The sequence below is a fragment of the Kitasatospora sp. NE20-6 genome (assembly GCF_045862635.1).
This window is the reverse complement of record NZ_BPRL01000026.1, coordinates 1-12864: the sequence shown is the minus strand read 5'-3', so window position 1 is coordinate 12864 and position 12864 is coordinate 1. Positions and strand designations below refer to the sequence as shown.

The window sequence follows — 12864 nt, the reverse complement described above, 5'->3', positions numbered from 1 at the left end:
TCAGAGCACGGTAGTTGAGCTCGTCGACCTGATCCGCGAAGTCACGCCACACCTGGGCGCACTCACGCAGCTTGTCCTCGTCCGCCTTCGGCCAGTCGAAGCCGAGCATCTCCAGGACCCACTCGACGCCGTCCGGCAGCATCAACGACACGGTTCAACTCCCCCTGAAGGCACCCCCTGCGGCGGAGGTGCCTGGTGAACAGAGGCGGCCCGCGGCCGCCTGTCGGTGCGGACCCGACCCGAGGTCAGACGATCTGCGGGCGGTGCATGGACTGGATCTCGTTGCCCAGGGCGGCCGTACGCCCGCCGATGGCGCCCATCGCCCCACTGGTCGACGCCTCGTTGGCCTCGTGGTTGTTCGCCATCGCCTGGAGCTTCTGGCCCATCTCGCCGATCCGCTGCGCGAGGGAGTCCATCGACTCCTGCATGCCGTCGCGCAGGCCCTCGTACACGATGCCGAACTTCTCACCCAGGCTGTCGTCGCCCCACGGCGGTTCTCCGCCCTCCAGCGCAGCCAGGCGGGACTTCATCTGGTCAGCCGCCTGCTGGAAGTCATGGCCGACGGACTCCAACGCCCGGCCCTGGGCCCGCAGGTTGCCCTCGTCGACGATGATCTGCTCGCCCATTGCCCCGCCCCCGTCCACCAGTACCGCCGGGCACTGCCCCATGACGCCGCCCCGGTCATCAGATCTTACGCACACGAGGGCACGCCCGGTTCCATGCCCGGGGAGTACGCGGATCCTTCACAGGTCACCCCGGCCGACGGCATCGATCTTCACCGTGGCGCCCGCTCCGGCATCCGCGACAGCGGTGGAGCGCCGACGAACGGCCGTTCCGGGGACGGCGACCCCGGCTGTCCCGGAGCGGACGCGATCACCGCCACCGCCGTCAGGCTGCGGCGGTGCGGTCGAGGATCGCGGGCACGATCGTCGCCCAGTCGGCCCGCTCGACCCCGTGGCCGGCGTCCTCCAGGGTCAACAGCTCACCTTCCGGCAGCTGTTCCGCGAGTGCCTCACCGTGGCGGAGCGGGAACACCGGATCGGCGGTCCCGTGGATCACCAGCGCGGGCACGGCGATCGAGGAGAGCGGTGCGTGCGCGTGCTCGCCGTCCGGAAGCACGTCGTGGTTGCGGGCCGCGGTGAAGTCCCGCGCGCGCTCGACGTCATGTCGGGCAAGGCTGCGGGCGGCGGTCTCGTCGAACGGCCGCCGGCCTCCGGCGAGCAGGCATGCGTAGGCGACCTGGCGGTCGATCACGGAGTCCGCGTCCGGCCCGTCGGTGTGCGCGGCCGAGACGAACCGGACGAATTCCCCGGTCGGAGGCGGGAGTTCGCGGTCTCCGGGCACGACGGAGGTGGTGCTGATCAGCACGAGCGAGCGGACGCGCCCGGCGTGACCGAGCGCGAACAGCTGCGCGAACGCCCCTCCGGCAGAGACACCCACCACGTGCGCGGCCGACACCCCGTGGGCGTCGAGCACCCGGCCGAGGTCGTCGACCAGGTCCGCGCCGGTGTACCCGGGACGGCCCGGCCCGTAGGTGACCGAGCGGCCGGTGTCACGGTGGTCGTAGCGGATCACGAAGCGCCCGCCCCCGGCGAGCATCCGGCAGAAGCCCTCCTCCCACCAGAGCATCGAGGCCCCGGCGCCCATGACGAGCAGGACGGCCGGATCCGACGGGTCGCCGAACGACTCGGTGCAGAGCTCGACACCGTCCACCTCCACCATGCGCTCGGCCATTGCCGCGCCTCCTCGCCTCTCCCCGTCCCGTCCCACCCCGTCCCGTCCCACCCCGTCCCGTCCCGTCCCGTCCCGTTTCCATGGTGCCCGGTAGCGGGGCACCGGGCCGCCGGAGGCGTCCGCCGGGCCGCACGCCCTCACGTCGGGTCACTCGATCGGGCTCTCCGATCGGGACTCGAAGGCGGTCGAGGCCGGGCGGTTTCGTTTTCGGCAGGTTCAGGGTGATTCGGGCTTCACTGCATCGCTGTTCAGGTATCGGGACAGACGCCAACACCCGTTCCGTCCAAGGGTGTTCGGCCCGCCTGTCCGGCCCGGTGGCCGCCGCAGGCGATTCGGGACGGGCGCCGGGGCTACAACTCCTGAAGCCCGGGGGCCGATTCGGTCCGTTCCGTTGACAACGTTGCCAGGCTCAACTTTGCTTACCCGCACACGACCCCCGACGGTCCGGTGACAGTCCGCCCGTTCAGCCCTGGAGCCGTAACGATGTAGCGACGGCGCCCCCCTTCCCGCCCGGTCCGATCCGATCCGGTCCGGTCCGGTCCGATCCGCCGACCGGAACGCCCCACGACGCCCGACATCCGTGCGCGTGGCGTCCAGGAACGTCCCGACAACGTTGTCATTCGACCCGCCCGGCAGATGCACACCACTCCGTTCATCCTTGGAGGCAGACGATGATCAGCATCATGCGCGGACCGCGCCGGCGGGAACGCGGCGGTGACGGTACGGCGCCGGTGGCCGGTCCGCCCGCCGCCCGTGCCCGCCGACCCAGGAGGACGGCCGCTCTGGGCGCTCTGGCGCTCTCCGCGGCCGCCCTCTCCGGCGTGCTGCCGCCGGCCGGTCCGGCGGGCGCCGCCGACACGGCACGGCCCGGCCTGAGCTTCGCCGTCCCGGGCACCCAGGCGAAGCTCGGCACCGCGTACACCAAGGCCCTGACCAACCTGCTCGACACCAACACGGTCGGCTACGACCCGGCGGTGTACAACTCCTCCGGCCTGATGACCGGTTCGCCACAGACGTTCATCCGTGCGGGCGGCGGCTACGCGCAACCCTGGACCAGGGACGCGGCCGTGAACTCGTGGAACGCGGCCAGCCTGCTGGAGCCCAAGGCCGCCGCGAACACGCTGTGGGCGGCGGTGGTCAGGCAACCCAACGGGCAGCTGATCGTCCAGCAGGACAACCAGCTGTGGGACCAGGTCATCTGGATGACCGGCGCCTGGAACCACTACCTGGTCACCGGCGACCGGACCTTCCTGGCCAACGCCTACCAGGTGGCGACGAACACCCTCGACCTGCGCAAGAGCCAGAGCTTCAACGCGTCGTACGGACTCTTCCAGGGGCCGTCCTTCTTCAACGACGGCATCGCGGGCTACCCGGCGCCGCCGGCGGACAGCACGGAGAGCCACGGCGGCTACGTCGGCAGCTACCCGGCGACCGGCACGATGATGACGCTGAGCACCAACGAGCTCTACTACTCCGCCTACCGGAGCGCGGCCCAGATGGCCACCGCACTCGGCAGGTCCGCCGGTGAGGCCGCGGCGCTGAACTCGGCGGCCGACACGCTGAAGAACAAGATCAACCAGTACTTCTGGATCCCGGGCAAGGGCCTGTACGGCTACTTCGTCCACGGCAACGACAGCATGGCCGGTCAGCTGGACCAGACCGAGGAGGGCACCGGCCTGTCGTTCGCCGTCCTGTTCGGCATCGCCAGCAGCAGCCAGGCCCGGTCGATCATGCAGAACACCCACGTCCAGCCGTACGGGATCGCCGACACCTACCCCAACTACGCCCGTTACAGCGACGCCAAGCCCGGCCGCCACAACAACGTCGTCTGGCCGATGGTGCAGGGATACTGGGCCGACGCAGCCGCGCGCACCGGCGACCAGACCCGCTTCGCCAACGAGGTCCAGACGCTGGCCGGACTCGCCGTCGCGAGCAACCAGTTCGCCGAGATCTACAACGCGCAGACCGGCGCGGTGGACGGCGGGTGGCAGACCGGCGGCCACTGGGGCGCCGCCCCGGACCAGACCTGGTCGGCCACCGCCTACCTGCGCATGATCCACAACGGCCTCTTCGGGATGACGTTCACCTCCGACGGCATCACCTTCCAGCCGACCCTGCCCGCAGGATGGGGGGACGTCACCCTGTCCGGCGTCGCCTACCGGGGGGCGAAACTCACGGTCTCGCTGCACGGGTCCGGCAACACCGTCACCGCGTTCAAGCTGGACGGCGCGACCACCGCCGGCACCTCGGTACCCGCCTCCCTGACCGGCACGCACACCGTGGACATCACCCTGACCGGTGGCCAGTCCGCCCAGGGCACGGGCACCGTCCTGTCCGCCGTGAACAGCACCAAGTGCGTCGACGTCAACGGCAACTCGTCCGCCAACGGCACCGCCGTGCAGCTCTGGGACTGCAACAACACCACCGCACAGAACTGGACCAGGCAGTCCGACGGAACGGTCCGGGCCAACGGATCGTGCCTCGACGTCAACGGCGCCGGCACCACCGACGGCACCCTCGTACAGCTGTGGACCTGCAACGGGGGCGGCAACCAGCAGTGGACCGTCGTCAACGGCACCCTCGTCAACCCGGCCTCCGGCAAATGCCTCGACGACCCCGGCTACACCACCGCGAACGGCACCCGGCTCGACCTGTGGACCTGCAACAACGGCGCCAACCAGCACTGGGCGATCCCCTGACCCGCCGACGGCCGACCGGCCGCTGAAGGACCGCTGAAGGACCGCCGAAGATCCGGCCGCTGAGGGACCGCTGAGGGACCGCTGAAGATCCCGGTGCGATCCGGACTGCCGCCGGAAGTGGAAGGCCGGCACCGACGGAACCCTCACCGGCGTGCGGGGACGAGCACGGATCGGCCCCGGACAACCACGGAGAAGCACGGGAGAGACGCATGCCGCACATGAAGAGGACAGCCGCGGTTTCCCTGTCGGCACTGGTGACGGCACTGGTGACGGCGCTGGGCGGAGCCTGGGGCGCCGCCGCCCCCGCGCAGGCCGCCGCCCCCGCGCAGGTGCACGCCGCAGCCCCGGCGGCGACCACGGCGCTGCGCCTGGAGCCCCTGGGCGACTCGCTCACCTACGGCTCCCACAGCAGCGCCGGAAACGGCTACCGCCAACCCCTGTGGAACGCGCTGACGGCGGCCGGGTACCGGCTGGACTGCGTCGGCTCCGTCCGGGAGGGCACGATGGCCGACGCGGACAACACGGGCCTGCCGGGGTGGCGGATCGACGCGATCGCCGGTATCACGGACGGATCGCTGGCCACGTACAAGCCCAACGTCGTGACCCTCATGGCGGGCACCAACGACCTGGTGCAGAAGCACGACGTGTCCACCGCGCCCGACCGGCTGAGCGCGCTGGTCGACCGGATCCTGGCCGACGACCCCGGGGTGACCGTGCTGGTCGCCAACCTGATCGCCTCCACCAACCCCGACGTGGCGGCCGCCGAACCGGCCTACAACGCGGCGATCCCGCCGATGGTCAGGACCAAGCAGAACGCGGGCAAGCACGTGCAGTTCGTCGACATGGGCGCGGTGACCACGGCCGACCTGGTCGACCCCGAGCACCCGGGGGACACCGGCTACCGGAAGATGGCCGACGCCTGGAACCGGGGAATCCAGGCTGCCGCCGCCGCCGGCTGGCTCAACCCGCCCGCCGCGCTGGGTGCGCCGAGCGCCGGCGCGGTCGGCGGGGTCTTCTCCGGCATCCGGGACAAGTGCCTGGACGTCGACACGGGGAGCAGCGCGGACGGCACGCCCGTACAGCTGTGGAGCTGCAACCGCAGCCCGGCGCAGCAGTGGTCCGCGTACTCCGACAACACGCTGCGGGCACTGGGCAAGTGCCTGGACGCGACCGCCGGCGGCACGGCCGACGGGACGAGGACGCAGCTGTACACGTGCAACGGGTCGGCGGCCCAGGTGTGGCAGCCGTACAACGGCGGCTACCTCAACCCGGTCTCCGGCAAGTGCCTGGACGACCCGGGTGGTTCCGCCACCGACGGCACCCGGCTCGCCCTGTGGGGTTGCAACACCACGGCGGCCCAGCAGTGGGGGGCACCGGGGGTGGGGCCCGTCACCTCGGGCGTCGCGGGCAAGTGCCTCGACGACGCCGCGGGCTCGAACGTCAACGGCACCAAGGCCGAGGTGTGGGACTGCAACGGCTCGGCGGCCCAGCAGTGGGTTGCGCGGGGCGGCACGCTGGGCGCAGGCGGTCTGTGCCTCGACGTCAGGGGCGGCGCCACCGCCAACGGCACCCTCGTACAGCTCTGGGACTGCAACGGCGGCAGCGGCCAGAACTGGAAGGCGGGCTCGAACTCGTCCCTGGTGAACACGGCTTCCGGCCGGTGCCTCGACATCCCGAACAGCGCCACCTCCAACGGCACCCAGCTCGTCATCCGGGACTGCAACGGCGGCGTCAACCAGACGTGGGCACCGCCCACGAACGCATAGCGGCCCGCCGTGCGCGCACCCGGCCCGCGCCGCCGGGCGGGGCCGGCACACCCGCGACGCCGTGCGCGCACCTGCGCACGGCGTGATCCGGTCAACCACCCTTGAGAGGACGAACGATGAAGAAACCGGTGGCGATACTCACGACGGCTCTGCTGGCCGCAGGCGGCCTGGCCGGTGCGACGGCGGCTCCGGCCGCGGCCGACAGCAACACCCATGTGCGGCTCATGCCGCTGGGCGCCTCGATCACCGAGGGCGCCCTGAGCTCGACCGGCAACGGCTACCGGGGTCCGCTCTTCAACGAGCTGGCGGCAGAGGGCTACACGCCGGACTTCGTCGGCAACCTGCGCAACGGCACCACGTCCGACCCGGACCACGAGGGGCACTCCGGCTGGCGGATCGACCAGATCGCCGGCATCGCGGACGCCACGCTCGCCCGGTGGAAGCCCAACGTCGTCACGCTGCAGATCGGCACCAACGACCTGTCCCAGGGTTACCAGGTGGCGACGATCTCGGACCGGCTGCACTCCCTGATCGACCGGATCCTCGCCGACGTCCCCGGCGTGACCGTGCTGGTCAGCCCGCTGCTGGTGACCACCAGCCCCACCATCCAGGCGACCAGGGCCGAGTACGACCGGCAGGTCCCGCTGATCGTCAGGGCCGAGCAGGCCGCGGGCAGGCACGTCGGGTTCGTCGACACCGGCTCGGTGCGGGCCTCCGACCTGGCCGACGACCGCCACCCCAACGACGCCGGGTACCAGAAGGTCGCCGACGCGTTCAACGCCGCCCTCCGGACCGCGGACCAGGCCGGCTGGATCAAGGCCCCCGCCCCCAACGGCGGCCCGGTCAGGTCCGGGGTCGGCACCGCCGGCAAGTGCCTGGACGTCAAGGGCGGCAGCGCCGCCAACGGCACGCCGGTGGAGATCTGGACGTGCAACGCCACCGACGCCCAGTGGTGGACGCTGCGCGCGGACGGAACGCTGCGGGCCGTGGGCAAGTGCCTCGACGCCACCGGCTACGGCACCGCCAACGGCACGCCCGTGGAGATCTGGGACTGCAACGGCGGCGCCAACCAGGTCTGGCAGCCGTACAACGGCGGTTACCGCAACCCGCTGTCCGGCCGCTGCCTGGACGACCCCGGTTTCGCCACCGCCGACGGCACCCGGCTCGACCTCTGGGACTGCAACGGCGGCGCCAACCAGAAGTGGACGACGCTGCCGGTCGTCCGGTAACGGGATCGGCAGCACCGGGCCTGCGCCGGGGTCTCCGGTTCGACGGCGGTTTCTAGGGGCCGGCCTCGGGCGGGGGCCGGCGGGCGGTGGGCCTGGCCCGGACGTGCATGCGCTCGCCCTGCGGGCCGTAGAGGGTGAGGAACTCGACGGGCCGGTCGCCCGCGTTGGCGATGCCGTGGGGCGTGCGGGTGTCGAACTCCGCGGCCTCGCCGGCCGTGAGCACGAGGTCCTGGTCGCCCAGGGCCAGCCGCAGGTGTCCGGAGAGCACGTAGAGCCACTCGTAGCCCTCGTGCACGCGCTGCTCGGGCGGGGAGTCGTCGGCCGGACGGCGCACCGGGAGGATCTGCTTGTAGGCCTGGAGGCCGCCGAGGTGGCGGGTCAGCGGGACGAAGGTCTGGCCGTGGCGGGTGAAGGGCTCGGGGTGGATGCGCGGGTCGCCGGTGGCGGGGGCGCCGACGAGTTCGTCGAGCTGCACGCCGAAGGCCCTGGCGAGCGGCAGGAGGAGTTCCAGCGTCGGTTTGCGCCCGCCCGACTCCAGCCGCGACAGGGTGCTGAGGGAGATCCCGGTCGTCCCGGCGAGCTGGGCGAGCGTGGTGCCGCGGGCGCGTCGCAGGGCGCGCAGGCGCGGCCCGACCGCGGTCAGGACGGGGGTGATGTCGTCGGCCATCCTCCCATTTGCCGATTCGGCAACGCTGTTTGTCAATCCCGCCGGCCGGGCGCAGAGTCGGTCCGTAAGGGCACGGCAGACGGACGGGCGGAGGACCGATGCAGGGCGGAACGGGAGACGGACCCCACTACGACGTGGTGGTGATCGGCGGCGGCCCCGCCGGTCTGAGCGGCGCCTCGACGCTCGGGCGGGCGCGGCGCTCGGTGCTGGTGGTCGACTCCGGGGAGCCCCGGAACGCCCCGGCGACGGGGGTGCACACCTACCTCGGCCTGGAGGGGGTGGCGCCCGCCGACCTGCTGGCGGCCGGCCGTGACGAGGTGCGCCGGTACGGCGGTGCCGTCCGGCACGGCACCGTGGTCACGGCCGGGCGGTGCGAGGACGGGGGCTTCCGGGTGGTGCTGGCGGACGGCGGGGTGGTGCACGGCGGACGGCTGCTGGTCACCACCGGTCTGACCGACGTGCTGCCCCCGGTGCCCGGCCTGGCGGAGCTGTGGGGCCGCGACGTGCTGCACTGCCCGTACTGCCACGGCTGGGAGGTCCGCGACCAGCCGATCGGCGTGCTGTCGACCGGCCCGCTGGCCGTGCACCAGGCCCTCCTGTGGCGGCAGTGGAGCGCGGACGTGACGCTCTTCCGCCACACCGGCCCGGCGCCCTCCGAGGAGGAGGACGAGCAGCTGGCGGCCCGCGGCGTCACGGTCGTGGAGGGCGAGGTGGCAGCCCTGGGGACGACCGGTGGGCGGCTGTCCGCCGTACGCCTGGCGAACGGCTCCGACGTGCCCTGCCGGGCCCTGGCCGTCGCCGCCCGTCTCGACGCCCGTGCCGCGTTCCTCGCCGGGCTCGGCCTCGTGCCGGTCGGCCAGGAGATGGCCGGGCACGAGATCGGCGGCCGCATCCCGTCCGACCCGACCGGCGCCACGTCCGTCCCCGGGGTGTGGGTGGCGGGCAACCTCACCTCGCTGACCGACCAGGTGATCGGCGCGGCGGCCGCCGGGGTGCGGGCGGGCGCCGCCGTCAACGCCGACCTCGTCGCCGAGGAGACCCGCCGGGCGGTCGCCGCCCGGCGGGAGGCCGCGTCGGTCTTCTCCGGCAGGGCGGAGCGCGAGGTCTGCGAGCGCGTGCTCGGCGACCGCCGGCACGGGGTCTGACCCCCTCCCCCAGGGCCCCGCGCACACGAAGCACATGGCACGCAGCACGTACACGTACACGAGATGGAGAGCAGCACGTGACGACCGACGACACCCGGACGGCCTCGGCCGAGGAGTTCTGGGACACCCGCTACGCGACGGCGAACCGCATCTGGAGCGGCAACCCCAACACCGCCCTGGTGCGCGAGACCACCGGTCTCGTCCCCGGCCGGGCGCTCGACCTGGGCTGCGGGGAGGGCGCCGACGCGGTGTGGCTCGCCCGGCAGGGCTGGCGGGTCACCGCGGTCGACGTCTCCGCCGTGGCCCTCGGCCGTGCCGCAGGGCACGCGGCCGACGCCGGTGTCGGCGACCTCGTCGACTGGCAGCAGCACGACCTGTCGGTGTCGTTCCCGGCGGGCTCCTTCGACCTCGTCTCCGCCCAGTTCCTGCACTCGCCGGCCGACCTGCCGCGGGAGCAGGTGCTGCGGGCAGCAGCGGAGGCCGTCGCGCCGGGCGGCGTCCTGCTGGTCGTCGGGCATGCCGGGCCGCCGTCCTGGGATCCCGGGCACCACCACGCCCTCGGTCTCCCGACGACCGACGAGGTGCTGGCGTCCCTCGAACTCCCCTCCGGGCACTGGGAGGTGCTGGTCAGCACCGAGTACGAGCAGCAGCTGACCGGCCCCGACGGCCGGCCCGGCACCCGGCGCGACAACACGCTCATGCTGCGCCGCCTGCCGGTCTGAACGCAGGGCGGGTGCAGGCCGGGCCGGGCCGGTGGGCTGCGTGGCGCGGCCGAACGTGTGGTGCGCACCGCGACCCCGTGACCCGGCCGCCGCACCGGCGTTGTGCGCTCGGGACCTCACCACCCGCCGCACGGAGGCATCATGCGTACGACCGTCCGACTCGCCCTCGCCCTCACCGCCGCCGCGGTGCTCGCCGCCACCGCACCCACCGCCGCGACCGCGGCCGGCTCGGCCGCACCCACCGCCGCGACCGCGGCCGGCTCGGCCGCACCCACCGCGGCCGAGCTCGCCCAGCAGCCGCACAGCATCCCCGTGCTGGCGGTCACCGACCTGGGCGCGCTGACCACGCTCGGCAAGCTGGGCTACGACTTCTCCGGGCTCCTCGGGCAGCCCTGAACCCCGCCGGGCCGGCCCGCCGGTCCATGTCCGGCCGGCCCGCCGACCAGGCACGATGCCGCCACCCCGACCGGCTCGGGGCGGGTCGGCCGTGAGAGCGTGATGCCATGAGCGAGACGATCACGGTCACCACCTGGCACCTGGAGCAGACCTCCCCCGCGGACCTGCGGCCCACCCCGGCTCCGTCGGGCACCCCCTTGCAGGTCGTCAGGTCGGAACGGACCGGCCCCGAGTTCGCCCGGTTCCTGTACACCGCCGTCGGCGGGCCGTGGACGTGGACCGACCGCCTGCCCTGGACGTACCGGCAGTGGCAGGACTGGCTCGACCAGGACGGCCTGGAGACCTGGGTCGCGTGGGTCGCCGGGAGCCCCGCCGGGTACGTCCAGCTGGAGCCGCTCCCGGACGGCGAGGTGGAGATCATCTACTTCGGCCTGCTGCCGGGCTTCATCGGGCAGGGCATCGGCAGCCACCTGCTCAGCCTCGGCGCCGCCCGCGCCTGGGACCTCGCCGACCGGCACCCCGGCCTACCGGCGACCCGCCGCGTGACCGTGCACACCTGCTCGCTCGACGGCCCGGCGGCGCTGCGCACCTACGAGGCGCGCGGCTTCCGGGTGTTCCGCACCGACGACGCCGAGCAGCCGGTGACCGCCGCCCCCGGCCCCTGGCCGGGCGCCGGGGCCTGACCCGGCCCCGCACGGATCCGCGGGCGCCCGCCGCTCCCCGCCCGGGGCGGGGCGGGCGGCGGGGCCCGGTCGGCGCAGGTCACCCGGCGCCGGGACGGCAAAAAGCCGGGCCCGGTGCGCTTTCGCACACCGGGCCCGGCTGTCAGTAGCGGGGACAGGATTTGAACCTGCGACCTCTGGGTTATGAGCCCAGCGAGCTACCGAGCTGCTCCACCCCGCGTCGGTGATGTGAACTCTACGGCACTCCCTGGCGAAACACGAAATCCATTGCGTCCCGCGCGTCCCACGAGGGATTCCGCGGGTCCGCCGTGGCGACACGGGGGCGGACGGGCACGGACGGACGGAGGGGACGGAGGGGGACGGCCAGGAGTGGACTCCCCCGCCGGGGCGGTGCACCGTGGAGGTATCGGCCCTGTCGTCCCGTCGCACTCCGGGAAGGTGGCGATGATCATGGCTGAACACCCGCACGCCGCGCTCGTCCGCAGAGGATACGAGGCCTTCGTCAGCGGCGACATGGACGCGATGGCCGGCCTGCTGGCCGCCGACGTCACCCACCACGTACCGGGAGGCAACCCGCTCTCCGGCGACCACAAGGGGCGGGACGCCGTCCTCGACCTCTACCGGCGGCTGGGCGAGGAGACCGGGGGCACGATGCGCGCCGAGCTGCAGCGCGTCCTCGTGGACGGCCGCGGGCACGCGGTGTCCGTCCACCGCTGGACGGCCACGCGCAAGGGGCGCGCACTGGACAGCACGGCGGTGCTGGTCTTCCGGATCCTCGGCGACCGGATCACGGACATCGACGAGTGCGTGGAGGACATGGACGTCGAGGACGCGTTCTGGTCATGACCGGCCGCCCGCTGCCGGGCGCTGCGCGCCGCAGGACTGCGACGGCGTGGAGCTACGGGGACGGGGACGGAACCACGGCCGGGCCGGCCGGCCGGGCGCCGTCCATGCCTCCGCCGATGCCGCCTCCGCCGTCGATACCTCCGCAGCCGTCCGCCGGAGCGTCGGGTGTCGTCCCGGCGAGCCGGAAGAGGTGCTGCTGCTCCTGGTCGGTGAGCCGGAGGGCGCGGGCGATACCGCCCAGGACCTGGGGGGAGGGGTGCCGGCCGCGGGCCTGTTCCAGCCGTGCGTAGTGGTCCACCGAGACGTGGGCGAGGCCGGCGACCTCTTCGCGGCGCAGGCCCGGGGTGCGGCGCCGGGCGCCTGCGGGCAGGCCGAGGTCCTCCGGCCGCAGCCGTTCGCGTGTGCCGCGGAGGAAGGCCGCGAGGGCGAGCGTGTCCATGCCCTCACCGTACGGGGGCGCGGGCGCCACCCGGGGCGGGGGTGGCGCGCGTACGCGGCGGAGCGCCGGGCCCGGGGTGCCGACGGTCGTGCATGGACCCGCGGAACCGGGGCACCCGCAGGGCTGTACGCAACCCGTCGAAAGGACGTTCCCATGCTCCCCCTGGTGCTGGTCCTCCTGCTCGCCCTGCTGCTGTTCGGCCTCGGCTTCGCGGTGAAGGTGCTCTGGTGGGTCGCCGTCATCGTCCTGGCCCTGTGGCTGGTCGGCTTCGTCGCCCGCGGCACCGGCACCGGGGGCGGCCGGGGCCGTTGGTACCGCTGGTGAGCCGGCCGCAGCACGCCGCCCGGACACGGGCCCGGCACGTGCCGCTCACCGTGCTCCTCGCCCGCCTGCTGGCGGCGCGCACCGCGGTGCTGCTGACACCCGGCATCCGCCGGTAGCGCCGATAGGGCAGACAGCGCCGAGCGGGGGGGGGGGGGGGGCCCCCCCCCCCACCCCCCCCCCCCCCCCCCCCCCCCCCCGCCCCCCCCCCCCCCCC

12 protein-coding genes, 1 tRNA gene and 1 pseudogene are annotated in these 12864 nt (G+C 73.5%); 9 read left to right on the top strand and 5 right to left on the bottom strand.

The window, feature by feature from the left end:
- Positions 1-245: 245 nt before the first annotated feature.
- Together SNE206_RS20135 and SNE206_RS20130 are read right to left on the bottom strand one after the other, a co-directional pair.
- The gene (locus SNE206_RS20135; protein ID WP_407914818.1) at positions 246-626 is read right to left on the bottom strand and encodes a WXG100 family type VII secretion target; all 381 of its coding nucleotides are present in this window, start codon (positions 624-626) and stop codon (positions 246-248) included.
- A 262-nt stretch (positions 627-888) separates the two neighbouring features.
- Positions 889-1734, bottom strand: a complete 846-nt coding sequence (locus tag SNE206_RS20130; protein WP_407914817.1) for an alpha/beta fold hydrolase — start codon at positions 1732-1734, stop codon at positions 889-891.
- A gap of 671 nt (positions 1735-2405) precedes the next feature.
- Between SNE206_RS20130 and SNE206_RS20125 the strand changes: the two genes are divergently transcribed.
- The 3 genes from SNE206_RS20125 (at position 2406) to SNE206_RS20115 (ending at position 7428) form a co-directional block, all read left to right on the top strand.
- On the top strand, positions 2406-4433 hold the full coding sequence (locus SNE206_RS20125) for a ricin-type beta-trefoil lectin domain protein (protein WP_407914816.1): 2028 nt from the start codon (positions 2406-2408) through the stop codon (positions 4431-4433).
- A 209-nt stretch (positions 4434-4642) separates the two neighbouring features.
- On the top strand, positions 4643-6199 hold the full coding sequence (locus SNE206_RS20120) for a ricin-type beta-trefoil lectin domain protein (RefSeq protein ID WP_407914815.1): 1557 nt from the start codon (positions 4643-4645) through the stop codon (positions 6197-6199).
- Between the two features lie 116 nt (positions 6200-6315).
- The gene (locus SNE206_RS20115; protein ID WP_407914814.1) at positions 6316-7428 is read left to right on the top strand and encodes a ricin-type beta-trefoil lectin domain protein; all 1113 of its coding nucleotides are present in this window, start codon (positions 6316-6318) and stop codon (positions 7426-7428) included.
- Between the two features lie 52 nt (positions 7429-7480).
- On the opposite strand, the gene SNE206_RS20110 is transcribed toward SNE206_RS20115, so the two are convergent.
- Positions 7481-8095: a helix-turn-helix domain-containing protein gene (locus SNE206_RS20110; protein ID WP_407914813.1), complete on the bottom strand. Its 615-nt coding sequence runs from the start codon at positions 8093-8095 to the stop codon at positions 7481-7483.
- A 98-nt stretch (positions 8096-8193) separates the two neighbouring features.
- Between SNE206_RS20110 and SNE206_RS20105 the strand changes: the two genes are divergently transcribed.
- The 4 genes from SNE206_RS20105 to SNE206_RS20090 all read left to right on the top strand — a co-directional run bounded on the left by SNE206_RS20105 (position 8194) and on the right by SNE206_RS20090 (position 11041).
- Positions 8194-9240, top strand: coding sequence for an NAD(P)/FAD-dependent oxidoreductase (locus SNE206_RS20105; RefSeq protein ID WP_407914812.1), 1047 nt, complete (start codon positions 8194-8196; stop codon positions 9238-9240).
- Positions 9241-9317: 77 nt separating this feature from the next.
- The gene (locus SNE206_RS20100) at positions 9318-9962 is read left to right on the top strand and encodes a class I SAM-dependent methyltransferase (protein WP_407914811.1); all 645 of its coding nucleotides are present in this window, start codon (positions 9318-9320) and stop codon (positions 9960-9962) included.
- A 141-nt stretch (positions 9963-10103) separates the two neighbouring features.
- The gene (locus SNE206_RS20095) at positions 10104-10358 is read left to right on the top strand and encodes a hypothetical protein (RefSeq protein ID WP_407914810.1); all 255 of its coding nucleotides are present in this window, start codon (positions 10104-10106) and stop codon (positions 10356-10358) included.
- Between the two features lie 107 nt (positions 10359-10465).
- Positions 10466-11041, top strand: coding sequence for a GNAT family N-acetyltransferase (locus SNE206_RS20090; protein ID WP_407914809.1), 576 nt, complete (start codon positions 10466-10468; stop codon positions 11039-11041).
- Between the two features lie 146 nt (positions 11042-11187).
- On the opposite strand, the gene SNE206_RS20085 is transcribed toward SNE206_RS20090, so the two are convergent.
- Positions 11188-11261, bottom strand: a tRNA-Met gene (locus SNE206_RS20085).
- 230 nt (positions 11262-11491) lie between these two features.
- On the opposite strand from SNE206_RS20085, the gene SNE206_RS20080 reads away from it, so the two are divergent.
- Entirely contained in the window at positions 11492-11887 is a 396-nt protein-coding gene (locus SNE206_RS20080; protein ID WP_407914808.1) for a nuclear transport factor 2 family protein, read from the top strand.
- A gap of 160 nt (positions 11888-12047) precedes the next feature.
- Here the strand turns inward: SNE206_RS20080 and SNE206_RS20075 are convergent.
- Positions 12048-12326, bottom strand: a pseudogene (locus tag SNE206_RS20075) (helix-turn-helix domain-containing protein); the annotation flags it as partial.
- 153 nt (positions 12327-12479) lie between these two features.
- Between SNE206_RS20075 and SNE206_RS20070 the strand changes: the two are divergent.
- Positions 12480-12650: a hydrophobic protein gene (locus SNE206_RS20070; protein ID WP_407914807.1), complete on the top strand. Its 171-nt coding sequence runs from the start codon at positions 12480-12482 to the stop codon at positions 12648-12650.
- The last annotated feature ends 214 nt before the right edge of the window (positions 12651-12864 follow it).

What these genes read in the sequence shown, in the direction of transcription:
- SNE206_RS20135 (WP_407914818.1), bottom strand. Translation starts at nt 626, where the DNA reads ATGGGCGAGCAGATCATCGTCGACGAGGGCAACCTGCGGGCCCAGGGC.
- SNE206_RS20130 (WP_407914817.1), bottom strand. Translation starts at nt 1,734, where the DNA reads ATGGCCGAGCGCATGGTGGAGGTGGACGGTGTCGAGCTCTGCACCGAG.
- SNE206_RS20125 (WP_407914816.1), top strand. Translation starts at nt 2,406, where the DNA reads ATGATCAGCATCATGCGCGGACCGCGCCGGCGGGAACGCGGCGGTGAC.
- SNE206_RS20120 (WP_407914815.1), top strand. Translation starts at nt 4,643, where the DNA reads ATGCCGCACATGAAGAGGACAGCCGCGGTTTCCCTGTCGGCACTGGTG.
- SNE206_RS20115 (WP_407914814.1), top strand. Translation starts at nt 6,316, where the DNA reads ATGAAGAAACCGGTGGCGATACTCACGACGGCTCTGCTGGCCGCAGGC.
- SNE206_RS20110 (WP_407914813.1), bottom strand. Translation starts at nt 8,095, where the DNA reads ATGGCCGACGACATCACCCCCGTCCTGACCGCGGTCGGGCCGCGCCTG.
- SNE206_RS20105 (WP_407914812.1), top strand. Translation starts at nt 8,194, where the DNA reads ATGCAGGGCGGAACGGGAGACGGACCCCACTACGACGTGGTGGTGATC.
- SNE206_RS20095 (WP_407914810.1), top strand. Translation starts at nt 10,104, where the DNA reads ATGCGTACGACCGTCCGACTCGCCCTCGCCCTCACCGCCGCCGCGGTG.
- SNE206_RS20090 (WP_407914809.1), top strand. Translation starts at nt 10,466, where the DNA reads ATGAGCGAGACGATCACGGTCACCACCTGGCACCTGGAGCAGACCTCC.
- SNE206_RS20080 (WP_407914808.1), top strand. Translation starts at nt 11,492, where the DNA reads ATGGCTGAACACCCGCACGCCGCGCTCGTCCGCAGAGGATACGAGGCC.
- SNE206_RS20070 (WP_407914807.1), top strand. Translation starts at nt 12,480, where the DNA reads ATGCTCCCCCTGGTGCTGGTCCTCCTGCTCGCCCTGCTGCTGTTCGGC.